The organism is Geodermatophilus sp. FMUSA9-8 (assembly GCF_037034165.1).
Classification (GTDB): Bacteria; Actinomycetota; Actinomycetes; order Mycobacteriales; family Geodermatophilaceae; genus Geodermatophilus; species Geodermatophilus nigrescens.
In genome coordinates, this window is sequence record NZ_JBAGKE010000004.1 from 120,325 (window position 1) to 143,311 (window position 22,987).

General features: G+C 75.9%; 26 protein-coding genes. 13 read left to right on the forward strand and 13 right to left on the reverse strand.

Features of this window, described 5'->3' with window-relative positions; genetic code table 11:
• Nucleotides 1-77: 77 nt before the first annotated feature.
• Nucleotides 78-1,412 carry a replication-associated recombination protein A gene (locus WA616_RS10310; RefSeq protein WP_336029515.1) on the reverse strand — a complete coding sequence of 445 codons (1,335 nt, stop codon included), beginning with the start codon at nt 1,410-1,412 and terminating at the stop codon, nt 78-80.
• Between the two features lie 35 nt (nt 1,413-1,447).
• Here WA616_RS10310 and WA616_RS10315 point away from each other — a divergent pair, with 35 nt between their 5' ends.
• Complete coding sequence (locus WA616_RS10315) at nt 1,448-2,305, forward strand: aldo/keto reductase (RefSeq protein ID WP_336029518.1); 858 nt, start codon at nt 1,448-1,450, stop codon at nt 2,303-2,305.
• Between the two features lie 177 nt (nt 2,306-2,482).
• Nucleotides 2,483-3,367: an endonuclease domain-containing protein gene (locus tag WA616_RS10320; RefSeq protein ID WP_336029520.1), complete on the forward strand. Its 885-nt coding sequence runs from the start codon at nt 2,483-2,485 to the stop codon at nt 3,365-3,367.
• Between the two features lie 81 nt (nt 3,368-3,448).
• Here the strand turns inward: WA616_RS10320 and WA616_RS10325 are convergent, their stop codons facing one another.
• Complete coding sequence (locus WA616_RS10325) at nt 3,449-4,540, reverse strand: pyridoxal-phosphate-dependent aminotransferase family protein (protein WP_336029523.1); 1,092 nt, start codon at nt 4,538-4,540, stop codon at nt 3,449-3,451.
• Between the two features lie 34 nt (nt 4,541-4,574).
• Between WA616_RS10325 and WA616_RS10330 the strand changes: the two genes are divergently transcribed.
• Nucleotides 4,575-5,129 carry an ASCH domain-containing protein gene (locus WA616_RS10330; protein ID WP_336029524.1) on the forward strand — a complete coding sequence of 185 codons (555 nt, stop codon included), beginning with the start codon at nt 4,575-4,577 and terminating at the stop codon, nt 5,127-5,129.
• Nucleotides 5,130-5,155: 26 nt separating this feature from the next.
• On the opposite strand, the gene aspS is transcribed toward WA616_RS10330, so the two are convergent.
• Genes aspS through WA616_RS10350 form a run of 4 tightly spaced genes read right to left on the reverse strand, consistent with a single transcriptional unit; the run spans nt 5,156 to nt 9,906 of the window.
• Nucleotides 5,156-6,931, reverse strand: coding sequence for an aspartate--tRNA ligase (gene aspS / locus WA616_RS10335; protein ID WP_336029526.1), 1,776 nt, complete (start codon nt 6,929-6,931; stop codon nt 5,156-5,158).
• Between the two features lie 25 nt (nt 6,932-6,956).
• Nucleotides 6,957-7,937, reverse strand: a complete 981-nt coding sequence (locus tag WA616_RS10340) for an aldo/keto reductase (RefSeq protein ID WP_336029528.1) — start codon at nt 7,935-7,937, stop codon at nt 6,957-6,959.
• Nucleotides 7,937-9,214: a histidine--tRNA ligase gene (gene hisS, locus WA616_RS10345; RefSeq protein WP_336029530.1), complete on the reverse strand. Its 1,278-nt coding sequence runs from the start codon at nt 9,212-9,214 to the stop codon at nt 7,937-7,939. Before hisS ends, WA616_RS10340 begins: the two co-directional genes overlap by 1 nt.
• On the reverse strand, nt 9,211-9,906 hold the full coding sequence (locus tag WA616_RS10350; protein WP_336029532.1) for an MBL fold metallo-hydrolase: 696 nt from the start codon (nt 9,904-9,906) through the stop codon (nt 9,211-9,213). Before WA616_RS10350 ends, hisS begins: the two co-directional genes overlap by 4 nt.
• A 166-nt stretch (nt 9,907-10,072) precedes the next feature.
• Here WA616_RS10350 and WA616_RS10355 point away from each other — a divergent pair, with 166 nt between their 5' ends.
• From WA616_RS10355 to WA616_RS10365, 3 genes are read left to right on the forward strand one after another with little or no spacing between them, the layout of a single operon-like run.
• Nucleotides 10,073-10,924, forward strand: coding sequence for a peptidylprolyl isomerase (locus WA616_RS10355; RefSeq protein ID WP_336029534.1), 852 nt, complete (start codon nt 10,073-10,075; stop codon nt 10,922-10,924).
• Nucleotides 10,921-11,643, forward strand: coding sequence for a peptidylprolyl isomerase (locus WA616_RS10360; RefSeq protein ID WP_073422567.1), 723 nt, complete (start codon nt 10,921-10,923; stop codon nt 11,641-11,643). The genes WA616_RS10355 and WA616_RS10360 overlap by 4 nt, the downstream gene beginning before the upstream one ends.
• Complete coding sequence (locus tag WA616_RS10365; protein ID WP_336029536.1) at nt 11,640-12,287, forward strand: class I SAM-dependent methyltransferase; 648 nt, start codon at nt 11,640-11,642, stop codon at nt 12,285-12,287. The genes WA616_RS10360 and WA616_RS10365 overlap by 4 nt, the downstream gene beginning before the upstream one ends.
• Before the next feature lie 6 nt (nt 12,288-12,293).
• On the opposite strand, the gene WA616_RS10370 is transcribed toward WA616_RS10365, so the two are convergent.
• Genes WA616_RS10370 through WA616_RS10380 form a run of 3 tightly spaced genes read right to left on the reverse strand, consistent with a single transcriptional unit; the run spans nt 12,294 to nt 13,548 of the window.
• Complete coding sequence (locus WA616_RS10370; protein ID WP_336029538.1) at nt 12,294-12,737, reverse strand: hypothetical protein; 444 nt, start codon at nt 12,735-12,737, stop codon at nt 12,294-12,296.
• Complete coding sequence (locus WA616_RS10375; RefSeq protein ID WP_336029540.1) at nt 12,728-13,288, reverse strand: RNA polymerase sigma factor; 561 nt, start codon at nt 13,286-13,288, stop codon at nt 12,728-12,730. Before WA616_RS10375 ends, WA616_RS10370 begins: the two co-directional genes overlap by 10 nt.
• Nucleotides 13,285-13,548, reverse strand: a complete 264-nt coding sequence (locus WA616_RS10380; RefSeq protein ID WP_336029542.1) for a CsbD family protein — start codon at nt 13,546-13,548, stop codon at nt 13,285-13,287. Before WA616_RS10380 ends, WA616_RS10375 begins: the two co-directional genes overlap by 4 nt.
• Nucleotides 13,549-13,746: 198 nt before the next feature.
• On the opposite strand from WA616_RS10380, the gene WA616_RS10385 reads away from it, so the two are divergent.
• From WA616_RS10385 to amaP, 7 genes are read left to right on the forward strand one after another with little or no spacing between them, the layout of a single operon-like run.
• Nucleotides 13,747-14,256, forward strand: a complete 510-nt coding sequence (locus WA616_RS10385; RefSeq protein WP_336029544.1) for an Asp23/Gls24 family envelope stress response protein — start codon at nt 13,747-13,749, stop codon at nt 14,254-14,256.
• On the forward strand, nt 14,253-14,645 hold the full coding sequence (locus tag WA616_RS10390; protein ID WP_336029546.1) for a hypothetical protein: 393 nt from the start codon (nt 14,253-14,255) through the stop codon (nt 14,643-14,645). The genes WA616_RS10385 and WA616_RS10390 overlap by 4 nt, the downstream gene beginning before the upstream one ends.
• Nucleotides 14,642-14,896 carry a hypothetical protein gene (locus WA616_RS10395; protein ID WP_336029549.1) on the forward strand — a complete coding sequence of 85 codons (255 nt, stop codon included), beginning with the start codon at nt 14,642-14,644 and terminating at the stop codon, nt 14,894-14,896. Before WA616_RS10390 ends, WA616_RS10395 begins: the two co-directional genes overlap by 4 nt.
• Nucleotides 14,897-14,913: 17 nt before the next feature.
• Nucleotides 14,914-15,096: a hypothetical protein gene (locus WA616_RS10400; RefSeq protein WP_073422575.1), complete on the forward strand. Its 183-nt coding sequence runs from the start codon at nt 14,914-14,916 to the stop codon at nt 15,094-15,096.
• The gene (locus WA616_RS10405) at nt 15,093-15,494 is read left to right on the forward strand and encodes an Asp23/Gls24 family envelope stress response protein (protein WP_336029551.1); all 402 of its coding nucleotides are present in this window, start codon (nt 15,093-15,095) and stop codon (nt 15,492-15,494) included. The genes WA616_RS10400 and WA616_RS10405 overlap by 4 nt, the downstream gene beginning before the upstream one ends.
• Before the next feature lie 2 nt (nt 15,495-15,496).
• Nucleotides 15,497-16,033 (forward strand): DUF6286 domain-containing protein, encoded by a 537-nt coding sequence (locus WA616_RS10410; protein WP_336029552.1) that lies wholly within the window; start codon nt 15,497-15,499, stop codon nt 16,031-16,033.
• Complete coding sequence (gene amaP, locus WA616_RS10415; protein ID WP_336029553.1) at nt 16,030-16,710, forward strand: alkaline shock response membrane anchor protein AmaP; 681 nt, start codon at nt 16,030-16,032, stop codon at nt 16,708-16,710. Before WA616_RS10410 ends, amaP begins: the two co-directional genes overlap by 4 nt.
• Here amaP and WA616_RS10420 read toward each other — a convergent pair.
• The 4 genes from WA616_RS10420 to secD all read right to left on the reverse strand — a co-directional run bounded on the left by WA616_RS10420 (nt 16,707) and on the right by secD (nt 22,977).
• Nucleotides 16,707-19,130: a RelA/SpoT family protein gene (locus WA616_RS10420; RefSeq protein WP_336029554.1), complete on the reverse strand. Its 2,424-nt coding sequence runs from the start codon at nt 19,128-19,130 to the stop codon at nt 16,707-16,709. The two genes, amaP and WA616_RS10420, sit on opposite strands and share 4 nt — an antisense overlap.
• 90 nt (nt 19,131-19,220) lie before the next feature.
• Complete coding sequence (locus tag WA616_RS10425; protein WP_336029556.1) at nt 19,221-19,826, reverse strand: adenine phosphoribosyltransferase; 606 nt, start codon at nt 19,824-19,826, stop codon at nt 19,221-19,223.
• On the reverse strand, nt 19,823-21,229 hold the full coding sequence (gene secF / locus WA616_RS10430) for a protein translocase subunit SecF (protein WP_336029558.1): 1,407 nt from the start codon (nt 21,227-21,229) through the stop codon (nt 19,823-19,825). The genes WA616_RS10425 and secF overlap by 4 nt, the downstream gene beginning before the upstream one ends.
• Entirely contained in the window at nt 21,226-22,977 is a 1,752-nt protein-coding gene (gene secD / locus WA616_RS10435) for a protein translocase subunit SecD (protein WP_336029560.1), read from the reverse strand. Before secD ends, secF begins: the two co-directional genes overlap by 4 nt.
• Nucleotides 22,978-22,987 lie beyond the last annotated feature (10 nt).

A 22,987-nucleotide genomic window follows, 5' to 3' on the forward strand; every position in this document is an offset into this window, starting at 1 on the left:
GCGGCGTCTCCTCTTCTCCGTCGGCGGCCGGGAGGGTCGCCTCCTAGCGGGGCAACAGTAGTCGCGGCCCCCGGCGGTCAGCGGGCGCGGCGGACGATCGCGCGCAGCTTGGCCAGCCGGGCCCCGATGCCGGCCTCGACCCCGCGGCCGGTGGGCCGGTAGTAGTCGCGCCCGACCAGCGCGTCGGGCGGGTACTGCTGCGGCACGATGCCGTCGGGCGCGTCGTGCGGGTAGACGTAGGTCTTCCCGTGGCCGAGCTTCTTCGCCCCGCCGTAGTGGGCGTCGCGCAGGCCGGGCGGCACCGGCCCGCCGAGGCCGGCCCGGACGTCGGCCACCGACTCGGAGATCGCCACCGTGACGGCGTTGGACTTGGGCGCCGTGGCCAGGTGGACGACGGCGTGCGCCAGCGGGAAGTGCCCCTCGGGCATGCCGATGAAGGCGACGGCGTCGGCCGCGGCGACGGCGGTCTGCAGCGCCGTCGGGTCGGCCATGCCGATGTCCTCGCTGGCGGAGATGACCAGCCGGCGGGCGATGAAGCGCGGGTCCTCCCCCGCCACCACCATCCGCGCCAGGTAGTGCAGCGCGGCGTCGACGTCGCTGCCGCGGATCGACTTGATCAGCGCGCTGGCGACGTCGTAGTGCATGTCGCCCTGCCGGTCGTACCGGACGGCGGCCTGGGCGACGGCGGTCTCCAGCGTGGCGAGGTCGATCTCGCTCGCGCCCGCGGCCCGCGCCGCGCCCGCTCCGGACTCCAGCGCGGTGAGCGCCTTGCGCCCGTCGCCGCCGGCGACGCGGACCAGGTGCTCCTCGGCCTCCGCGGACAGCGTCACCGCGCCGTCGAGCCCGCGGTCGCTGGTGAGCGCGCGGCGCAGCAGCGTGCGGACGTCGTCGTCGGACAGCGGCTGCAGCGCGAGCACCAGGCTGCGGGACAGCAGCGGGCTGACGACGGAGAAGAACGGGTTCTCCGTGGTGGCGGCGATCAGGCTGACGATCCGGTCCTCGACCGCGGACAGCAGGCTGTCCTGCTGGGTCTTGGAGAACCGGTGGACCTCGTCGATGAACAGCACGGTGCGCCGGCCGCCGTAGGTGAGCTCGCGCTTGGCGGCGGTGATGACCGCGCGGACCTCCTTCACCCCGGCGTCGAGCGCGGACAGCTGCACGAACTGGCGCTTGGTGGCCAGCGAGATGACGTGCGCGAGCGTGGTCTTGCCGGTGCCGGGCGGGCCGTAGAGGACCAGCGACATCGGCTCGTCGGCCTCGACCAGGCGGCGCAGCGGCGCGCGAGGGCCGAGCAGGTGCGACTGGCCGACGACCTCGTCGAGCGAGCGCGGGCGCATCCGCACCGCCAGCGGGGCGCCCGGGTCGACGACGTCGTCCCCCGCCTCCGCGGGCTCGTCGAACAGGCTCGTCACGCTTGTCGACGCTACCCGCGGGGCACGACAGCCCCGTGCAGCAGCGACGCATCGGAGACCAGACCGTCAGTGCCATCGGGCTCGGGGCCATGCCCCTGTCCACGAAGACCGACCGGCCCTCGCGCGAGGACGCCGTCGCGGTGGTCCACGCCGCGCTCGACGCCGGCGTGACCCTGATCGACACCGCCGACGCCTACGCCCGCGACGAGTCGGAGTTCGGCCACAACGAGTCCCTCGTCGCCGAGGCGCTGTCCTCCTACGGGGGCGACACGTCCGGCGTGCTCGTGGCGACCAAGGGCGGGCACACCCGCGAGGGCAGCGACTGGCTGCTCGACGGGTCGCCCGCCCACCTGCGGCGGGCCTGCGAGGCGTCGCTGCGGCGCCTCGGCGTCGACACGATCGACCTCTACCAGTACCACCGGCCCGACCCGGAGACGCCGTGGGAGGACTCGATGGGCGCGCTGCGGCAGCTCGCCGACGACGGGCTCGTGCGGATGGTGGGCATCTCCAACGCCGACGTCGCGCAGATCGACGTCGCCCGCTCGATCGTGGGCCCGGCGCTGGTGAGCGTGCAGAACCAGTTCTCGCCGGGGTGGCGGCACTCGGCCGACGAACTCGCGCACTGCGCCGGGCACGGGCTGGCGTTCATCCCGTGGAGCCCGTTCGGCGGGGTGACGGCGGCCGGCTCGCTCGACGCGACGGCGCCGGCGTTCGCGGAGGTGGCGTCCGAGCTCGGCGTCTCGGTGTACCAGGTGACGCTCGCCTGGCACCTGGCGCAGGCCGACGTCGTGCTGCCCATCCCGGGGGCGTCGCGGCCGGCGTCGATCCGGGACTCCGCCGCCGCGACCCACGTGCAGCTGATCCCGGAGCAGCTGGCCCGCCTGGACGCCTGAGCGGCGCTCCCCGCGTTGATCATCGGATGCGTGCACGACACCACGCAGGACACGCCGCCGGAGCGTGCACGCGTCCGATGATCACGGCCGGACGCGGTCCCGTGCACAGGCGGGCAGCCCGTCCACAGCCGCCGTCGCGACCGGCCCGCCCCCGCGGCTCCGCCCGACGGTGGCCGGATGGAACCCCTGGACCTCGGGTCGAGCTGGACGTGGCGGGACGCGCGGGCCCGCGGAGCCACCCGCCGGCAGATCGCGTCAGGCGGGGAGGAGCTCACCCGCGGCCTCTACCTCTCCCGCGCGGACCTGGACTCGCTCGTGGCGCGCTGCCGCGCGTGGACCCGGCTCCTCCCGCCCGACGCCGCCTTCGGCCTGGAGACGGCGGCCGCCCTGTACGGCGCGCACACTGACCCTCCACCTGAGGTCCAGGTCGTGGTGCGACCGCGGCCTGTCCTGCCGCAGCGCAGAGGCCTCGTGGTCGCGGTGCGCGACCTCCGGGCACCGGACGTCGTCGAGGCCGGGGGTCTGCGGATCACGTCCGGTGCGCAGACCTTCCTCGACCTGGCGACGGGGCTGCGCCCGGCCGAGCTCGTCGCGGTGGGTGACGCGCTGCTGCGCGCCGGCCGGCTGACCCCCGCCGCCCTCGCCGAGCGCCTCGAGCGGGCCGACCGCGTGCGTGGCGTCCGGCAGGCACGGCGGTGCGCGGTCCTTCTCGACGGCCGCGCGATGTCCCGTCCCGAGAGCCTGGTGCGCTACTGGCTGGCGACGAGCGACCTGCCCGCGCCGGAGGTGCAGCTCCCGATCTGCGACCGGCGGGGCCGGGTGGTGGCGCACGCCGACCTGGGTTGGCCGAGGTACCGCCTGGCGGTCGAGTACGAGGGCCGGCAGCACGCCGACGCCGACCGGTTCGGCAGGGACGTCGACCGCTACTCGCTCATGGCCGCCGACGGCTGGCTGGTGCTGCGGTTCGCGGCCCGCCACCTCGCCGGCCCGGCCGTGGTGGTCGAGCGGTCGAGGGGCGCGCTGCTCAGCCGCGGCTGGCGTCCGGGCGCCCCGGCGCGTTGATCATCGGATGCGTGCACGCGACACGCGCCGACCCGCCGCCGGGGCGTGCACGCATCCGATGATCAACTCACGAGGCCACCCTCAGCGGCCGAGGACCTCGCGCAGGGCCGCCAGCACCAGGGCCACCTTGTCCGGCGCCGCGTTCGGGCCCATCAGGCCGATCCGCCACACCGTCGCCGCGTAGGCGCCGACGCCGCCGCCGATCTCCAGGTCGTAGCGCTCGAGCAGCTCCTTGCGCACCGCGGCGGAGTCCACGCCCTCGGGTACCCGCACGGTGGTCAGCTCGGGCAGCCGGTGCCCCTCGGCGGCGAACAGCTCCAGGCCCATCTCCTGCAGGCCCTCGTGCAGCAGCCGGCCGGCCTCCGCGTGCCGCGCGTGCACCGCCTCCAGCCCCTCGTCGAGCAGACGGCCGAGCCCCGCGTGCAGCGACACGACCATGCCGGTCGGCGCGGTGTGGTGGTAGGTGCGGCCACCGGAGCCGGCCGCCTCCCCCGCGTAGCCGCCGAGCATGCCGAGGTCGAGGTACCAGCTGCGCGGCTTCTCGATCCGCCGCTCCCACGCCCGGTCGGAGATGGTGAACGGCGCGAGGCCCGGCGCGACGCCCAGGCACTTCTGCGAGCCGGAGTAGGCGAGGTCGACGCCCCACTCGTCCAGCCGCACCGGGATGCCGCCGAGCGAGGTCACGCAGTCGGCCAGCAGCAGCGCGTCGCCCTTGCCGGCCGCCAGCGGCTCGAGGTCCGAGCGCACCCCGGTGGACGTCTCCGCGTGCACCGCGGCGATCAGCTTCGGCGACGGGTGCGCCTGCAGCACCCGGGCGGCGTCGACCGGCTGCCCCCACTCGTGGTCGACCCGCACCACCTCGGCGCCGCAGCGCGAGGCGACGTCGACCATCCGCTCGCCGAACAGCCCGTTGACCGCCACGACGACGACGTCGCCCGGGCCCACCGTGTTGACGAAGGACGCCTCCATGCCCGCCGACCCGGTGGCCGACAGCGGCAGCGTGCGGCGGTTCGCGGTGCCGAACACCGTCCGCAGCCGCTCGGAGGTCTCGTCGAGGATCCCGAGGAACACCGGGTCGAGGTGCCCCAGGAGCGGCTGCGCCAGCGCGACCGCCGCCTCCGGGTAGGGGTTCGAGGGGCCGGGTCCGAGCAGGGTGCGGGCGCGCAGCGGCATGCCCGGCACGCTACCGAGCAGCGAGGATCACCACATGACCGACGAGCCCGGCGCGCTGCGCCGCGAGGAGGCCGCCGCGATGTGGGCGGCGTACACCGAGCAGCGGCCGGGCGGAGGCCCGCCCGAGGACGAGCCGCCCGTCGAGCGCTTCGGCGACGGCCGCGCGCTCGCCGACGAGCTGATCGGGCTGGTCCTCACCGGGACCAAGCGGGCCACCGCCGGCCTGGTCGCCGACTTCGCGCACGAGGGCGAACCGCTGCCCCGCATCGGCGGGTACTGGGTCGCCTGCGACGGCGACGGGCGGCCGCGCGCGGTCCTGCGCAGCACCGAGCTGCGCGTCGGCCGGCTGGACAGCGTCGACGACGCCTTCGCCCACGACGAGGGCGAGGGCGACCGCACGCGGGAGAGCTGGCTCGCCGGCCACCTGCGCTACTTCACCCGCACCCTCGCCGCGCGGGGCGAGAGCTGGGACGACGGCCTCGAGGTCGTCTTCGAGCGGTTCCGGGTGGTCTGGCCGCCCGAGGTGGCCGACCGGGACGACCGGGACGACCGGGGCGACCGGGACGACCGGACCGACCGGGCCGGCTGAGTCGTCAGCCGGCCCGGCCGAGCAGGTCACGTCGAGGGGTCGCTCGGCCCCGGGGCGCCCGGCTCGCCGGGCAGCGCCGACTCCTCCGCCACCGCGTCGATGCCGGCCTCCTTGCGCTGCGCGTCCGGAATCGGCGTCGGCGCGCCGGTCAGCGGGTCGTAGCCGGCGCCGGTCTTCGGGAACGCGATGACCTCGCGGATCGAGTCGACGCCGGCCAGCAGCGCGGTGAGCCGGTCCCAGCCGAGCGCGGCACCGGCGTGCGGCGGCGGCCCGTAGGCGAACGCCTCGAGGAAGAACCCGAACCGCTCGCGGGCCTCCTCGCGGGACATGCCGAGGGTCTCGAACACCCGCTCCTGCAGCTCGGGGTCGGCGATCCGGACCGACCCGCTGGCCAGCTCGTTGCCGTTGACCACCAGGTCGTAGGCGTCGGACAGCGCGTTCGCCTTGTCGTCGGCGAAGCGGTCCCGCCACTCGGGGGTGGGCGAGGTGAACGGGTGGTGCATGAACGTCCAGTCGCCGTCCTCGGTCTCCTCGAACATCGGGAAGTCGACGACGAACAGGAACGACCAGGAGCCCGGCTCGATGAGCCCCAGCCGCTTGGCGATCTCGTTGCGCGCGGCGCCGAGCAGCTCCTGCGAGGACCGGCGGGGGCCCGCGGCGAAGAACACGCAGTCGCCGGGCGAGGCGCCGACGGCCTCGACCAGGCCCGCGCGCTCGGCGTCGGAGATGTTCTTCGCCACCGGCCCACCGAGGGTGCCGTCCTCGCCGACGGTCACGTAGGCCAGGCCCCGGTAGCCGCGCGAGCGGGCCCAGTCCTGCCAGGCGTCGAACGCGCGCCGCGGCTGCGAGCCGCCGCCGGGCATGACCACCGCACCCACGTAGGGCGCCTGGAACACCCGGAACGGGGTGTCGGCGAAGTACGACGTCAGCTCGGTGAGCTCGACGCCGAAGCGCAGGTCGGGCTTGTCCGACCCGAACCGGTCCATCGCCTCGCGGTAGGTCATCCGCGGGATCTCGGGCACGTCGTAGGAGGCCAGCTCGCGCCACAGCGCCCGCACGACGTCCTCGACGATCGCGAGCACGTCGTCGCGCTCGACGAAGCTCATCTCGAAGTCGAGCTGGGTGAACTCCGGCTGCCGGTCGGCGCGGAAGTCCTCGTCCCGGAAGCAGCGGGCGATCTGGTAGTAGCGCTCGAGCCCGCCGATCATCAGCAGCTGCTTGAACAGCTGCGGCGACTGCGGCAGCGCGTACCACTTGCCCGGCTGCAGCCGCACCGGCACGAGGAAGTCGCGGGCGCCCTCGGGGGTGGAGCGGGTGAGGTCGGGCGTCTCCACCTCGGTGAAGCCGTGCCCGGCCATCACGCCGCGGGCGACCCGGTTGATCTCGCTGCGCAGCCGCAGGATGCGCGCCGGGCCCTGCCGCCGCAGGTCGAGGTAGCGGTACTTGTAGCGGACGTCGTCACTCGCGGCCTGGTCGGTCTCGATCGGGAACGGCAGCGGCGCCGACGGCGAGAGCACCCGCAGCTCGGCCGCGGCCACCTCGATCTCGCCGGTGGGCAGCTCGGGGTTCTCGTTGCCCGCCGGCCGCTGCCGGACCTCGCCGGTGACGAGCACGCAGAACTCGTTGCGGAGGGCGTGCGCCTCCTCCTCGCGGACGACGACCTGGACGTAGCCCGAGGCGTCGCGCAGGTCGACGAAGACGACGCCGCCGTGGTCGCGCCGGCGGGCCACCCAGCCGGCGAGGGTGACGGTGGAGCCGGCGTCGGCCGCGCGCAGCGTGCCGGCGTCGTGGGTGCGGAGCACTAGAGGGCCTCTCTCGGGGGGTGGGTCACCAGCGGTCGTGCACGTGCTGACGGATGCGCTCGTCGTAGAGGCGCTCGAAGTCCGCGAGCTCGGCGTCGGTCAGCGCCGGGAGGTCGGCGGCCGCGGCGTTGGAGCGCGCCTGCTCCACCGAGCGGGCGCCGGGGATGACGCAGGTGACGCCGGGCTGCTGGATGACCCAGCGCAGCGCGACCTGGGCCGGCGAGCGGTCGCCGCAGATCGCGGTGAACTCGCGCGCGGCGGCCACGCCGACCTCGTAGGGCACGCCGGCGAAGGTCTCGCCGACGTCGAAGGCCTCGCCCTGACGGTTGTAGGTCCGGTGGTCGTCGGCACCGAACGTCGTCGACTCGTCGTACTTCCCCGACAGCAGGCCGCTGGCCAGCGGCACGCGGGCGAGGATGCCGACACCGGCCGCGGCGGCCGCGGGCAGCAGCTCCTCCAGCGGCTTGCGGCGGAACACGTTGAGGATGACCTGGATGGTCTGCACGCCGGGGTGCTGCAGCGCCGTCAGGCCCTCGGCGACGGTCTCCACCGAGACGCCGTAGGCGGCGATCGCGCCGTCGGCGACCATCGCGTCGAGCGCGTCGTAGACCCGCTGGTCGGAGTAGACCGCGGTGGGCGGGCAGTGCAGCTGGACGAGGTCGAGGGTCTCGACGCCGAGGTTGCGCCGCGACCGGTCGACCCACGCCCGCAGGTTCTCCGGGGTGTACTGCGCGGCCTCGAACGGGTCGGCGCGGCGGCCGGCCTTGGTGGCCACGAACGGCCGGTCGGACCGGGCGGCCAGCGCCTTGCGGATGCGCTCCTCGCTGCGGCCGTCGCCGTAGACGTCGGCGGTGTCGAGCAGGGTCACGCCGGCGTCGAGAGCGGCGTCGAGCACGTCGCCCGCGGTCGCCTCGTCGACGTCGCCCCAGTCGCCGCCCAGCTGCCAGGTGCCCAGTCCGACGACGCCGACGTCGGCGCCGGTCCGTCCGAGGGGTCGGGTCTCCATCAGTTGTCTCCCACTTCCTGGGTCACGGCGGTCCGCAGCGCCCCGAACAGGTTCCCCACGGGGACGGCGCGTTGCTCCCCTGTGCGCAGGTCCTTCAGCTGGCCGACGCCCTCGGCCAGGTCGCGCTCGCCGATCACGACCGCGTGCGTGGCACCCGACCGGTCGGCGGCCTTCATAGCGCCCTTGAGCCCGCGGTCGCCGTAGACGGTGTCCGCGGACACCCCGGCCTGCCGCAGCTGCCCGACCAGCCGGACGGCCAGCCGCTTGGCCTCCGCGCCGAGCGGGACGACGAACGCCTGCACCCCGGCGGTCGCGCCGACGTCGAGACCCTCGGCCTGCACGGCGAGCAGGGTCCGGTCGACGCCGACGGCGTAGCCGATGCCGCTCACGTCGGGCCCGCCGAGCGCGGCCGACAGCCCGTCGTAGCGCCCGCCGCCGCCGATCGCCGACTGCGCGCCGAGCCCGTGATGCACGAACTCGAACGTCGTCTTCGTGTAGTAGTCCAGCCCGCGCACCAGCCGCGGCGCCTCGGTCCAGGTCACCCCGAGGTCGGTCAGGTGCTGGCGGACGGCGTCGTAGTGCGCCCTGGTCGAGTCCGACAGGTGGTCGACCATCAGCGGCGCCTCGTCGAGCTGCGCCTGCACCTCGGGCCGCTTGTCGTCGAGCACCCGCAGCGGGTTGATCTCCGCGCGCCGCCGGGTCTCCTCGTCGAGGTCCAGCTTCGCCAGGTACTCGACGAGCAGTTCGCGGTACTGCGGCCGGCAGGTGGCGTCGCCGAGCGAGGTGAGCAGCAGCTCGAAGTCGCGCAGGCCGAGGTCGCGGAAGCCCTGCACCGCGAGCGCCACCACCTCGGCGTCCAGCGCCGGGTCGTCGACGCCGAGGGCCTCCATGTCGACCTGCGTGAAGTGCCGGTAGCGGCCGGCCTGCGGGCGCTCGTAGCGGAAGGCCGAGCCCACGGTCCACAGCTTCACCGGCAGCGCGCCGGTGTGCAGCCGGTGCTCGATGAACGCGCGCATGAGCCCGGCGGTGAGCTCGGGGCGCAGCGTGAGCGAGCGGCCGCCGCGGTCGGCGAAGGTGTACATCTCCTTCGTCACGACGTCGGTGGACTCCCCCACCCCGCGGCTGAAGACGGCGGTCTCCTCGAACACCGGCGTCTCGACGTAGCCGTAACCGGCCCGCCGCAGGGGCGCGGTGAGGGTGTCGCGGACGGCGAGGAAGCGCGCCGAGTCCGGCGGCAGGACGTCGAAGGTGCCCTTCGGGGCGGTCAGGCCGCTCACAGTCCACGGCCCTTCGGCGCGGTCCCGGCTCCGGCGGCGGCCTCGGCCAGGTAGGGGTTGGTGGCCCGCTCGCGGCCGATCGTCGTCGCCGGGCCGTGGCCGGGCAGCACGACGGTCTCGTCGTCGAGCGGCAGCACCACCTCGCGCAGCGAGGTGAGCATCGCGTCCCAGGAGCCGCCGGGCAGGTCCACCCGGCCGACCGACCCGGCGAACAGCACGTCGCCGGCGAGCAGGCCGGGGGCCTCCCCGAGGTCGAGGGAGAAGACGACGGAGCCCTGCGTGTGCCCGGGCGCGTGGCGGACGGTCAGCTCGACGCCGGCCAGCGAGAGGACCGCGCCGTCGTCGAGCGGGCGGACGTCGGACGGGTCGGGCAGCCGCACGCCGGTGAGCAGTGGGGCCAGCGCCGGGCCGTGCCAGCGGGCCGGGTCGGCGAGCATCCCGCTGTCGTCGGGGTGCAGGTAGGCGGGGATGTCGTAGCCGTCGCACACGGGCAGGACGGAGAACGTGTGGTCGAGGTGGCCGTGGGTGAGCACGACGGCGACCGGCTTGAGCCCGTCCTCGGCCAGCATGCGGGCCAGCGGCTCGACCGCGTCCATGCCGGGGTCGACGACGACGCACTCCGACCGCGGCCCCGTGGCGACGGCGTAGCAGTTGGTGCCGAAGGCGCCGGCCGGGAACGAGCGGATGAGCACCCGTGCAGGTTACGCGGGTGATCGCGGCCGCTCCGGTCCGGCAACCGGGCGCCCACAGGCGCGCCACCTACACTCGCGGACCGACCAGCGGGGAGACCGCGGACCGCGGCCGAGGCCGGATCTGCGCCCCCGCCGCGCAGCCGTCCGTCCGAGGAGTGTCCGACCCGTGCCCACCAACAAGCAGCGGCGGGTTGCCGCGCAGCGGCGCCTGCAGAAGCAGCTCGAGCGCCGCGCCGAGCTGGCCCGCAAGCGCCGCCGCAACCTGCTCGTCGTCGTCACCGTCGTCGCCGTCGCGGTGGTGGCCGGCGCGGTGGCGCTGTTCGCCGGCATCGGCGGCGGCGACGACCCGGACACCGCGGCGGCCACCGGCACCAGCACCAGCGCCGCCCCGGAGGCCACCGCCGCCCCGGCGACGACGAACGCCGACGGCACGGTCACGTGCACCTACGCGCCCGACACCTCGGGCAACCCGAACCTCACCGAGGCCGGCACCCCGCCCGACCCGGCCGCGACGCCGGCCAGCGGCACCGTGGCGCTGCTCATGAGCACCGACCAGGGCGAGATCCCGCTGACCCTCGACCGGGCCACGGCGCCGTGCGCGGCGGCGAGCTTCACGTACCTCGCCTCGCAGCAGTTCTTCGACGGCAGCCCCTGCCACCGCGAGGTCAACCAGCCGACCTTCGGCGTGCTGCAGTGCGGCGACCCGACCGGCACCGGCTCCGGCGGCCCGACCTACAAGTTCGCGGAGGAGGTCACGCCGGAGACGACCTACCCACGCGGCACGATCGCCATGGCCAACAGCGGCACCCCGGGCTCCACCGGCAGCCAGTTCTTCCTCTGCTTCGTCGACACCCAGCTCTCGCCGGACTACACCGCCGTCGGCACCGTCGACGAGGCCGGCCTGGCCGTGCTCGACACCATCGCCGCGGCCGGGAACGACGGCTCGTTCGAGCCCAGCCCGGGCGGCGGCGCGCCCAACCTCCCGGTGACCATCCAGACGATGACCGTCGTCGGATGAGCCGCCGGCTGCGCGCCGGGCTGCTCGCCGGCGCGCTGGTGCCCCTGGCCGCCGCGTGCGGGGGCGACGTGTCCGGGTCCGCCGCGCCCGCCTCCACCGGGGGCGGGGGCGGCGGCACGGGCGCCGACCCGACGGGGGCGACGGCGACCTGCGAGTGGGTCGCCGCCCGGTCGGGCAACCCCTACGCCGTGGACGTCGCCCCGCCCGGGGCCCGGGTCCCCGCGGAGGGCACCGTGACGCTGCGCATGGCGACGTCGCTCGGCGAGATCGGCCTGGTCCTCGACCGGGCCGGCGCCCCGTGCGCCGCGGCCAGCACGCTGCACCTGGCGGAGGAGGGCTTCTTCGACGGCTCGGCCTGCCACCGCGAGGTCGACGGCGGCGGCCTGCAGGTGCTGCAGTGCGGTGACCCGACCGGCACCGGCGCGGGCGGGCCCACCTACGCGTTCGCCACCGACGTCGACGGCGACGAGACCTATCCGCGCGGCACGATCGCGATGGCCAACAGCGGCCAGGGCCTCGACGGCAGCCAGTTCTTCCTCGTGTGGGGCGACAGCCTGCTCTCCCCCGACTACACGGTGGTCGGCACGGTCGACGACGCCGGGCTCGCGGTGCTCGACGCGGTCGCGGCCAACGGCAACGACGGCTCGCTGGACCCCTCCCCCGGCGGCGGCGCCCCGACCGTCCCGGTGACCATCACCTCGATGGCGCCCGTCGGGTGACCGCCCGCCCGGACCCCTACGCGGGGTTCCCCGAGGGGTTCTTCGACCGCGCCGACGAGCGGCCCGACGCGGAGTTCTACGGCCCGCCGCGGCTGGTCACCCACATCGACGACGGCGCGATCGCCGCGGTCGGCGGCCTCTACGCCGAGCTCGGGATCGACGGGTCGGCCCCGGCGCCCACCCGGGTGCTGGACCTCATGTCGTCGTGGGTGTCGCACTTCCGCACCCCGCCGGCGGAGCTGGTCGTGCTCGGCATGAACGCCGCCGAGCTGGCCGCCAATACCGCCGCCACCGAGCAGGTCGTGCACGACCTCAACGCCGACCCGCGGCTGCCGCTGCCCGAGGGCGACGTCGACGCGGCGGTGTGCTGCGTGTCGATCGACTACCTGACCCGGCCGGTCGAGGTGCTCGCCGAGGTGGGCCGGGTGCTGCGTCCGGGCGGCGTGCTCGCGGTGACGTTCTCGAACCGGTGCTTCCCCACCAAGGCGGTGCGGGGCTGGCTGGCCACCTCCGACGAGCAGCACGGCGCCCTGGTGGCCGAGCTGGTGCGGCGCAGCGGCGTCTTCGGCGAGCCCGCGGTGTCCCTGCGCACCCCGCCGGGCCCGGGCGACCCGTTGTGGGCCGTGGTGGCGCACCGGGCCTGAGGCCCGTCAGAACAGGTCGTCGACCTCGACGTCGACGGCGGCGACCGGCAGCCCGAACGCCGCCTCCGCCACGCCGGTGACGCGGGTGCGCACCGCCTCGACCAGCGGCGGCAGCGGCAGCCCGGCGCGCGCGGCGACGGTCAGCGCCACCCGCAGCTCCCCGTCGGCGACGGCGGCCCGGCAGGTGCCGGCGCGGACGTCGCCGAGCTCGTCGACGGCGGCGAGGAGCAGCCGGGTGACCGTCCGCTCGGACACCACGACACGCGCCCCCGGCTCGGCCGACAGGACCAGCGCGCCCGGCACCCGGGGCTCGGCCCGGACGACCGCCATGACGCGCTCGACCAGCGCCGGCGGCGCCTGGAGCGCGGCGTCCTCGGTCCGGGCGGCGCGGGTGGCCGCGGAGAGCGGGTCGTCGGGTGGCGGAGCCCCGCCGACGTCGGTCAGCGCCATGCCGACATCGCCTCCGCGAGGTCGGCGCGGGCGCGGGCCAGCCGGCCGCGGACCGCCGCCGGGCTCGAGCCGACGGCCGCGGCGATCTCCTCGTAGCTGCGGTCGTGCAGCTCGCGCAGCAGCCACACCGCGCGCTGCTCGGGGGTCAGCCCGTCGAGCGCGGCCCGCAGCGCGCGGACGCCCGCCGCGGCCTCGGCGACCCGGGCGGGCGACCCGGCCGGCCGGGCGTCGGGCAGCCGCTCGAGGTCCTCGGCGGGCACGCTGCGGCGGTCGCGCAGCCGGTTGAGGCAGCGGTTGGTGGTGGTGCGGTACAGCCAGCCGCCCACGGCGTCGCCGTCGCGCAGGTCGGGCAGCCGGCGCCAGGCGGTGACGAAGACGTCCTGCACCACGTCCTCCGCCTCCTGCCGGTCGGCCAGCATCCGCACCGCCAGCCGGTACAGGACTGTCTGGTATCTCAGCACGAGTTGCTCGAACGCGCCGGTGTCCCCGGCCCGCGCCTCCGCCACCAGGACCGCGTCGGGGACGGGCTGCTCCGGCTCGGCGGCACTCACGGGGGGTCCTGGGGCACCGCGTCACCGTGCCAGCGGCCCGGCGTGCGCGCACGCCGGGCCGCCGGACCGTGGGGTACCGGGACCCAGTCGCGGCGGAAGGCGTCCTCGACCGACTCGCCGGCCTGCTCCAGGCCGGCCTTGCCCTGCTCGGCCTTCCCCTCCGCCTCGAGGCGCTCGTTGCCGGTGGCCTCGCCCGCGGCCTCCTTCGCCGTGCCCGCGAGCTCCTCCGCCTCGTTGCCGGTCTCGTCGCCGAGGCCCATGTCTCCTCCTCCTCGTCGGGGCGGCCGTTCCGCCCGTTCCGGGGAGGACCTGCGACGGGCTCATCTGTCACGCGGACGACTCGGTGACGGGGGTCACACGGAGAACCACGGTCGGTCGCGTGACGAACGCCGGTCGGCCGGGTCCTACCTGGTGACGCGCCATCCGGTCGCGTCCGTCCGACCGAGGGAGGAGACCTCATGAGCACCACGACCAGCAGCACCTCCGGCACCACCAGCAGCGCCACCGCCGGCACCTCCGCGGCCCCCGCCGTCGCCACCCGCCAGTCGCCCGCCCCGACGGCAGGCAGCGCCCTGGTCGCCGGCAGCCACGGCAGGACGACCATCGCCGACACCGTCGTCTCCAAGATCGCCGGGATGGCCGCCCGCGAGGTCACCGGCGTCCACAGCCGCGGCGGCGGCGTCGCGCGCGCCTTCGGCGCCATCCGCGAGCGCATCCCCGGCTCCGGCGGCCCGAACGTCGCCCAGGGCGTGTCGGTCGAGGTGGGCGAGACCCAGGCCGCCGTCGACATCGACATCGTCGCCGAGTACGGCGTCTCCATCGCCGACCTGGCCGCGGGCATCCGCCGCAACGTGATCACCAGCCTCGAGCGGATGACGGGGCTGGAGGTCGTCGAGGTCAACATCAGCGTCAACGACGTCCACCTCCCCAGCGACGAGGAGGCCGAGCAGCCCAGCCGGGTCGCGTGAGCGCCCCCGTGACCGGCGCGGTGGACGCCGACCGGGTGGCGGCGGCCCTCGCCGCCGTCCCCGGGGTGGCCGGCCTCACCGCCGGTCCGGCCGGGGCGGGCACCTACCTCCCCGGCCGGCGGGTCGACGGCGTCGTGCTGACCGCGGTGCCCGGCGGGCGCCCGGACCGGGTGACCGTCCACGTGGTCGCCGCCGCCGGGACGGCGGTCCGCGAGGTGGCCGCCGCCGTCCGCGAGGCGGTGGCGGCGGTCGCCCCGGGCTCCCCGGTGGACGTCGTCGTCGAGGACGTCGTCGTCGAGGACGTCACTGTGCCCGTCGCCGTGCCCGTCGCCGTGCCCGTCCCCGTGCCCGTCCCCGTGCCCCCGGCGCCGGGCGGCCGCCGGCCGTGACCCCGTCCGACGACGCCGCCCGGCGCCGGGCCGAACGCGCGTGGGTCCGGGAGCACCACCCGGACCGCGGCGGCGACCCGGCGGTGTTCGCCGCCGGGCTCGCCGCCCTCCGGGCCGGCCGCTCCCCCGACGCGCCGGCCGCCCGGTCGGCCGGCGCCCGCGTCACCGTCCTCCGCGCCCGCGGGCCCCGCGCCTGGCTGCGGCGCCTGCTCGGCCCGCGCCGCCGCACCCCACCCCGCACCCTCCGCTGACCTCCCAGGAGAAGTCCATGCGTCCCAGCCTCGCCGGCCTGCTGGTCGGCCTCGTCCTCGGCCTCGCGGCCGCCTTCGGCGGCTTCGTCGCCTTCCTGCTCGTCGCCGTCCTCGGCGCGGCGGGCTTCCTCGTCGGCCAGGTGGTCGAGGGCCGGATCGACCTGTCCGGCTACCTGAGCGGGAGCGGGGGACGCCGGTGAGCGCCCCCGCACCGCCCGGTGACCGCCCGGGCGCCGCCCTCCCCGATGCCGCCGCCCGCGGGCGGCTGACCGTCGCCGACCGCGCCGTCGAGCGGATCGCCGCCCAGGCCGCGGCGGAGGTCGACCGGGCCACCGGCGCGCCGCGCCGCGTGCTCGGGCTCGCCGTCGGCGGCGCCGACGACCGCCCGCAGGTCAGTGCCCGGGTGGACTGGCCGGTGGCCACCGTCGCCGTGACCATGTCGGTCTCCTGGCCGGCGCCAGTGCTGCAGGTGACCGAGCAGGTGCGCCGGCACGTGGAGGAGCGGCTGGCCACGTTGGCCGGGGTCCGCACCGCCGGCGTCGACGTGCGCGTCACCGCGCTGACCGGCGCGGCCGACCGCGATCGGCGGGTGAGCTGACCGTGCGCACCCTCGACCGGGTCCTCGCCGTCCTGCTCGCCGCCGGCGGCCTCGTGCTCGGCGTGCTCGTCGTCGTCGAGGTGGCCGCCGCCGGGCTCGGCCGCCCGCCCGTGGCGCTGCCCTACTCCCCCGTCGCCGCGTGGCTGCGGGAGACGCCGTGGTCGTCGGCCGCCGCACTGGCGGTCGCCGCCGGGCTCGCCGTGGTCGGCCTGGCGCTGCTCGTGGCCGAGCTCGCGCCGCGCCGCCGCACCGACCTGGTGCTGGCCGGCGACGACCCCGCCACCACCGCCACCCTCTCGGTCCGCAGCCTCGCCCGCGTGCTCGAGTCGGCCGCCACCGGCGTCCCCGGGGTCGAGCGCGCGTCGGCGCGGGTCCGCCGCCGGCGGGCCCGGCTGTCGGTGCACGTCCCCGTGCGCGACGGCGAGGAGGCCGCCCGGATCGGCCGCGAGGCGCAGTCCGCCGCGTCGGCGGCCCTCGACGCCCTGTCCCTGCGCGCGGCACCGCGGCTGCGCGTCCGCACCCGCCAGGAGGCCCGGTGACCCCGACCGCTCCCACCCCGACCGCTCCCACCCCGACCGCTCCCACCCCGACCGTCCCCGCCCCGGCGTCCGGCGGCCCGGCGGCGCTGCGGCCGCGTGCCCGCGCGCGCGGGGTCGCCCGGGCCAACCGGCTGGTGCTCGCGCTGGTGGGCCTGCTGCTCGCCGGTGCCGGCGGCGCCGCGCTGGCCGCCGGTCTGGGCGCGTTCGGCGGCGGGGTCGCCGACCGGGCGGTGCTCGACGGGTCGGTGCCGCGCTTCGCCGAGGCGAACGGCTGGTACTGGCCGGTCGTGGCGGTCGGCGCCGGGCTGGTCGCGCTGCTGTGCCTGTGGTGGCTGCTCGCCCAGGCCCGCAGCGACCGGGTGTCCGCGCTGCCGCTGTCCCGCGACCCGCGGCGCGGCCACACCGACCTCGACGCCGCGGCGCTCACCGGCGCGGTCGAGGACGAGGTCGAGGGCTACCGCGGCGTCGCCCGGGCCCGCGCGGTGCTCTCCGGGGCCGTCACCGCCCCGGCGCTGACGCTCACCGTCACCCTCGACGGCCGCGTCGGCCCCGGCGAGCTGCACCCGCGCGTGGCCCGGGGTGCCGTGGCGCACGCCCGGCAGGCGCTGGGCCGCCCGGACCTGCCGGCCCGGGTGGAGTTCGTGCTGCCGCGCCGTCCCCGCCGGGACGTGCGCTAGGCGGTCACCCGCTCGACGTCGAAGACGCCCTCGACGTTGCGCACCGTCTGCAGCACCGCGCCGAGGTGGGCGGGGTCGGCCAGTTCGAAGGTGAACCGGCTGACCGCCACCCGGTCGCGGCTGGTCTGCACCGACGCCGACAGGATGTTGACCCGCTCGTCGGCCAGCGCCTTGGTGACGTCGGAGAGCAGCCGGTGCCGGTCGAGCGCCTCCACCTGGATGGAGACGAGGAACACCGAGCCGGGCTGGCTGGCCCACTCGACCTCGACCAGCCGCTCGCTCTTGCGCCGCAGGTCGGCGGCGTTGGTGCAGTCGGTGCGGTGCACGCTCACGCCGCCGCCGCGGGTGACGAAGCCGAGGACGTCGTCGCCGGGCACCGGGGTGCAGCACTTGGCGAGCTTGGCCCAGACGTCGCTCATCCCGTGGACGACGATGCCCGGGTCGCCGGCGGTGCGGCGGTGCAGCGGCCGGCGGGTGGGGATCGCGGTCTCGGCGATGTCCTCGGCCGCGCCCTCCGCGCCCCCGAGCGCGGCGATCAGCTTCTCGACGACCGAGGCCGCCGACATCTGGTTCTCCCCCACCGCGGCGTAGAGCGCGGTGACGTCGGCCAGGCGCAGGTCCTTGGCCAGCGTGGCCAGCGCGTCGCCGCCGAGCAGCCGCTGCAGCGGGAGGCCGGCCTTGCGCATGGCGCGGGTCAGCGCCTCCTTGCCGGCCTCGACGGCGTCGTCGCGGCGCTCCTTGGTGAACCACTGCCGGATCTTGGTCCGGGCGCGGGAGGAGCCGACGAAGCCCAGCCAGTCCTTCGACGGGCCGGCCGTGGGCGAGCGGGAGGTGAAGATCTCGACGACGTCGCCGTTGTTCAGCGTGCTGTCGAGGCTGACCAGCGTGCCGTTGACCCGGGCGCCGATGCAGCGGTGCCCGACCTCGGTGTGCACCGCGTAGGCGAAGTCGACCGGGGTCGCGCCGCCGGGCAGGCTGACGACGTCGCCCTTCGGCGTGAAGACGAAGACCTCCTGCGGACCGAGGTCGTAGCGCAGGGTCTCGAGGAACTCGCCGGGCTCCTGGGCCTCGCGCTGCCAGTCGAGCAGCTGGCGCAGCCACAGCATGTCGTCGGGCGAGCCGGCCTTGGTGGCGCCGAACTCCCCGGGCCCGGGGCGGCCGCCGGAGCGGGCCTTCTCCTTGTACTTCCAGTGCGCCGCGATGCCGTACTCGGCGGTGCGGTGCATGTCGTGCGTGCGGATCTGCAGCTCCACGGGCTTGCCCTGCGGGCCGATCACCGTCGTGTGCAGCGACTGGTACATGTTGAACTTCGGCATCGCGACGAAGTCCTTGAAGCGGCCCGGCACCGGTTGCCAGTGCGCGTGCATGATGCCGAGCGCCGCGTAGCAGTCGCGGACGGTGTCGACCAGGATCCGGATGCCGACGAGGTCCCAGATGTCGGTGAAGTCCCGGCCGCGGACGATCATCTTCTGGTAGATCGAGTAGTAGTGCTTGGGCCGGCCGGTGACGACGGCCTCGATCTTGGCGGCCTTGAGCTGCTCGGTGACCGACGAGGTCACCTCGGCCAGGTAGGTGTCGCGCGAGGGCGCGCGCTCGGCCACCAGCCGGACGATCTCGTCGTAGCGCTTGGGGTACAGCGTGGCGAACGCGAGGTCCTCGAGCTCCCACTTGATGGTGTTCATGCCCAGCCGGTGGGCCAGCGGCGCGAGGATCTCCAGCGTCTCGCGCGCCTTCTTCTCCTGCTTCTCCGGCGGGAGGAAGCGCAGCGTGCGCATGTTGTGCAGCCGGTCGGCGAGCTTGATGACCAGCACCCGCGGGTCGCGGGCCATCGCGACGATCATCTTGCGGATCGTCTCGGCCTGGGCGGCGTCGCCGAGCTTGACCTTGTCGATCTTCGTGACGCCGTCGACGAGGTGCGCCACCTCGGGGCCGAAGTCGGCGCTGATCGCCTCGAGGGTCTTGCCGGTGTCCTCCACCGTGTCGTGCAGCAGCGCCGCCACGAGCGTGGTGGTGTCCATCCCGAGGCCCGCCAGCACGGTGGCGACGGCGAGCGGGTGGGTGATGTACGGGTCGCCGCTCTTGCGCTTCTGGGTGGCGTGCGCGGCCTCGGCGACGTCGTAGGCCCGCTGCAGCAGCGCGAGGTCGGCCTTCGGGTGGCTCTGCCGGTGCAGCGCGGCCAGGGGCTCGAGCACCGGGCGGACCTCGCTGCGCTGCCCGGCGACGATCCGGCGGGCCAGCCGGTCGCGCACCCGGCGCGGGCGCGGGGCGGCGCCCTCCTCGGGCGGCTCGCTGCCCACGTCGTCCGGGCGGCGGACCAGCGGGCGGGCCGGCAGCGGCGCGCGCTGCTCCTCCGGCACCGTCCCGCCGGCCTCCCCGGGCCGCGCGGCAGCCACGTTGGTGGCGGGCGCGTCGGGGGCCACGGCGACTCCTGCCTTCGGGGGGAGGAACTCCCCTCCCATGCTAGCCGCGCCCGGCCGGGGAACCGGCCGGGCGGGGCCGAGTCGTGACCCTCAGGTGGTCCAGAGCGCGTGCACGGCGTGCGGGGCGAGCCGGTCCCGGCCCCCGAGCGCGGCGAGCTCCACCACGACCGAGACCGCGGTGACCACCGCGCCGAGCTCCTCGACCAGCGCGACCGACGCCGCGAGCGTCCCGCCGGTGGCGAGCACGTCGTCGACCAGCAGCACCCGCTGGCCCGGGTGCAGCGAGTCGGTGTGCATCTCGATGCTCGCGGTGCCGTACTCGAGGGCGTAGTCGGCGGCGACCCGCTCGCGCGGCAGCTTGCCGGCCTTGCGCACCGGCACGACGCCGACGCCGGCGTGCAGCGCCACCGCGGCGGCCAGCAGGAACCCGCGCGCCTCGACGCCGACCACGACCTCGAAGCCCGGGTCGCCCGGGACGCCGTCGTCGGCGTGCGCGACGGCGGCGGCCCGCGGGTCCTCCAGCGCCGGCGAGGCGAGGCCCTCGACGATCCGGCGGAACGCCGGGCCGTCGGCGAACACCGGCGTCAGGTCCCGGAACAGCACGCCCGGGCTCGGGAAGTCGGGGACGTCGACGGCGAGGGCGGCGATGACCTCGTCGACCGGCGTGTCCGCGGCCGGGACCGGCCGGCCGGTCACCGGCGCTTCTTGCCGCCGCCGGGGCGGGACCCCGGCCGCTGCGGGCGCTGGCCGGGCCGCGGGGCCGCCGTCGCGCCGTGCGGCACGCTCCGGCGGGGCGCCTCGGGGCCCACCGACGACGGCGACTCGACGACGACGTCGGCCTGCGCGGGCCCGAGCGTGCCGGCGTCCCGCTCCGCGAGCGCCACGGCTCCGCCGCGGGCGGCGGAGCGGTTGCGGCGGGCGCTGGCGACCGGGCCGGCCGCGGCGCGGCCGCCGCCCTGGCGCGCGGCGGCCGACCGGCGGGCGAGCACCCGGCGGCGCAGCGCCTGCACCTCCGGCTCGCGCTCCTTGAGGTCGGCGACGATCGGGGTGGCCAGGAAGATCGACGAGTAGGCGCCCGCGGCGAGGCCGACGAACAGCACCAGCGCGAGGTCCTTGAGCGTGCCCACGCCGAGCAGCCCGGCGCCGACGAACAGCAGCCCCGCCACCGGCAGCAGCGCGATGACCGAGGTGTTGATCGAGCGCATCAGCGTCTGGTTGACGGCCAGGTTGGCCGCCTCGCCCCAGGTCATGCGGGCGCTGCCGGACAGGTCGCGGGTGTTCTCGTCGACCTTGTCGAAGACGACGACGGTGTCGTAGAGGGAGAACCCGAGGATCGTCAGCAGGCCGATGACCGTCGAGGGGGTGACCTCGAAGCCGATGAGCGAGTAGACGCCGGCGGTGACCACGAGGTCGTGCAGGAGGGCGACGATCGCGCCGACCGCCATCTTCGGCTGGAACCGGATGGCCAGGAAGGCGATGACCGCGACCAGGAAGACCGCGAGGGCCAGCAGCGCCTGGTCGGTGATGTCCTGGCCCCACTCGGCGCTCACCGACTCGGGGCTGACCTGCGCCGGCTCGATGGCGGCGGCGTCGGCGACGGCCTCGATGACGTCGCGCTCGGCGGCGTTGTCGAGGGCTCCGGTGCGCAGCAGGATCGTGTTGCCGCCGACCACCTGCGCGGAGGCGACGTCGGCGCCGGCGTCGGTGGCGGCCTCGCGGACCTGCTCCAGCTGCGACGTCTCGCCCGGCAGCCGGAAGCTGTTGCCGCCGGCGAAGTCGATGCCGAAGTTGAAGCCGCGGAAGATCATCGACGCGATGCAGACCAGCACGAGCACGGCGGTGACCTTGTAGATCAGCCGGCTGCGGCCGACGACGTCGAGCCCGGCCTCGCCGTTGTAGAGGCGGTGCGCCAGCGAGGCGCGGTGCGGCGCCCGGCGGGTGCCGGCCTCTCCCTCGGCGGGCAGGCCGGCGTCGGCCAGCGCGTCGTCGTCGGCGGCCGCCGCGGCGTCGCCGGCCGCGTCGGCGCCGGCCGCGCGCGCCTCGTCGGCCTCGGTGCCGACGGGGAGCTCCTCGTCGGGCCGGTCCTGCTCGCGGCTCATGCCTGGCTCCTGTCCTGGGTGGCGCGCCCGCCGCTGCCGGCGCCGACGAGCTGCCGCTCGGCGGCGGCCATCGGGTCGGTGACGCGGCGCGAGCGGTCGACGCGGCCGAGGCCGGAGAACCGGCTCTGCCCGAACGCCTTGAACCGCGCGAGCACCGCCATCAGCGGGTGGGTGAAGAGGAAGACGACGACGAGGTCGAGCACCGTGGACAGACCCAGGGTGAAGGCGAAGCCCTTCACGTCGCCGATGGCCAGCCAGTAGAGGATCGCCGCGGCGAGGAAGCTCACCGCGTCGGCCGACAGGATGGTCCGGCGGGCGCGCACCCAGGCGCGCGGCACCGCCGACCGCAGGCTGCGGCCCTCGCGGATCTCGTCCTTGAGGCGCTCGAAGTAGACGACGAACGAGTCGGCCGTGATGCCGATCGAGACGATGAACCCGGCGATGCCGGCGAGGCTCAGCGTGAATCCGATCTCGCGGCCGAGCAGCACGAGGCTCGCGTAGACCACGACCGCCGACAGCAGCAGGCTGGCGATCATCACCAGGCCCAGCAGCCGGTAGTAGAGCAGCGCGTAGACGAACACGAGCGCGATGCCGATGGCGCCGGCGATGAGGCCGGCCCGCAGCTGCTCGGCGCCGAGCTCGGTGGAGATCGACTGGGCGGTGGCCTGCTCGAAGGTCAGCGGCAGGGCGCCGTAGCGCAGCTGGTTGGCCAGCTCCTCGGCGCTGGCCTGGTCGAACTGGCCGGTGATGGTGGTCTGGCCGTTGATGGCGCGCTGGATGGTGGGCGCCGAGACGACGCGGCCGTCGAGGGTGAAGGCGACGTTGCTGCCGACGTTCGCGGCGGTGTACTCCGCCCAGGTGGTCCGGCCCTCGCCGTTGAAGTCCAGCAGCACGACCCACTCGCCGGTGGTCTGCTGCGTTCCGGCGCTGGCGTCGGCGATCTCGGTGCCCTCGATGATCGTGGGGCCGAGCAGGTACTTGGTCGTGCCGTCCTCGCTGCAGGCCGCGACGAAGTCGTCGGGGCGGGCGACCTCGCTGCGGGTGTCCTCCGCGGAGCAGGTCAGCGTGGCGAACTGCGCCGCGGCCTCCTCCTGGGTGACGGCGGGACGGTCCGGGTCGAGCGCGGGGTCGCTCACGGCGCCGTCGCTGCCGGTGGCCGGGGCCGACCCGCTGCCCGACGCCGAGGCGTCGGTCGGGGTGGCGGCGTCGGTCGGGGCCGCCGAGTCCGTCGGAGCGGCGGAGTCGGTGGGCGCCGCGGAGTCCGTGGGCGCCGCGGAGTCCGTGGGCGCCGCCGAGTCGGTGGACGCGGCCGAGTCGGTCGGCGTCGCGGAGTCGGTCGGCGTCGCGGCGTCGCTGGTCTCGGCCGGGGCCGCGGGCTCGGGGGCACCGATCACCGGGCGGAACCGCAGCTGCGCGGTCTGGCCGAGCTCGCGGGCCTGCTCGCCGTCGTCACCGGGCACCGAGATGACGATGTTCGTGTCGCCCTCGGTGACCACCTCGGCCTCGGCGACGCCGATGCCGTTCACCCGCTGCTCGATGATCTGGCGGGCGAGCTCGAGGTCCTCCGGGGCCGGCGCCTGCCCGTCGGGCGTGCGCGCGGTCAGGGTGACCGTGGTGCCGCCGCGCAGGTCGAGGCCGAGCTGCGGCGTCCGGTCGGTGCCGGTGAAGAAGATGAGGCCGTACATGACGGCCACGATCAGGACGAACGCGCCGAAGTAGCGGCGCGCCGGCAGGGCGCGGTTGGCCACCGGGCGTCCC

Excerpts from the sequence above, each read along its gene's own strand:
- WA616_RS10340 (WP_336029528.1), bottom strand. The coding sequence starts at position 7,937 with ATGGAGACCCGACCCCTCGGACGGACCGGCGCCGACGTCGGCGTCGTC.
- WA616_RS10400 (WP_073422575.1), top strand. The coding sequence starts at position 14,914 with ATGCGTCCCAGCCTCGCCGGCCTGCTGGTCGGCCTCGTCCTCGGCCTC.
- WA616_RS10380 (WP_336029542.1), bottom strand. The coding sequence starts at position 13,548 with ATGGGCCTCGGCGACGAGACCGGCAACGAGGCGGAGGAGCTCGCGGGC.
- WA616_RS10385 (WP_336029544.1), top strand. The coding sequence starts at position 13,747 with ATGAGCACCACGACCAGCAGCACCTCCGGCACCACCAGCAGCGCCACC.
- WA616_RS10360 (WP_073422567.1), top strand. The coding sequence starts at position 10,921 with ATGAGCCGCCGGCTGCGCGCCGGGCTGCTCGCCGGCGCGCTGGTGCCC.
- secF (WP_336029558.1), bottom strand. The coding sequence starts at position 21,229 with ATGAGCCGCGAGCAGGACCGGCCCGACGAGGAGCTCCCCGTCGGCACC.
- WA616_RS10325 (WP_336029523.1), bottom strand. The coding sequence starts at position 4,540 with ATGCCGCTGCGCGCCCGCACCCTGCTCGGACCCGGCCCCTCGAACCCC.
- WA616_RS10330 (WP_336029524.1), top strand. The coding sequence starts at position 4,575 with ATGACCGACGAGCCCGGCGCGCTGCGCCGCGAGGAGGCCGCCGCGATG.
- WA616_RS10320 (WP_336029520.1), top strand. The coding sequence starts at position 2,483 with ATGGAACCCCTGGACCTCGGGTCGAGCTGGACGTGGCGGGACGCGCGG.
- WA616_RS10370 (WP_336029538.1), bottom strand. The coding sequence starts at position 12,737 with ATGGCGCTGACCGACGTCGGCGGGGCTCCGCCACCCGACGACCCGCTC.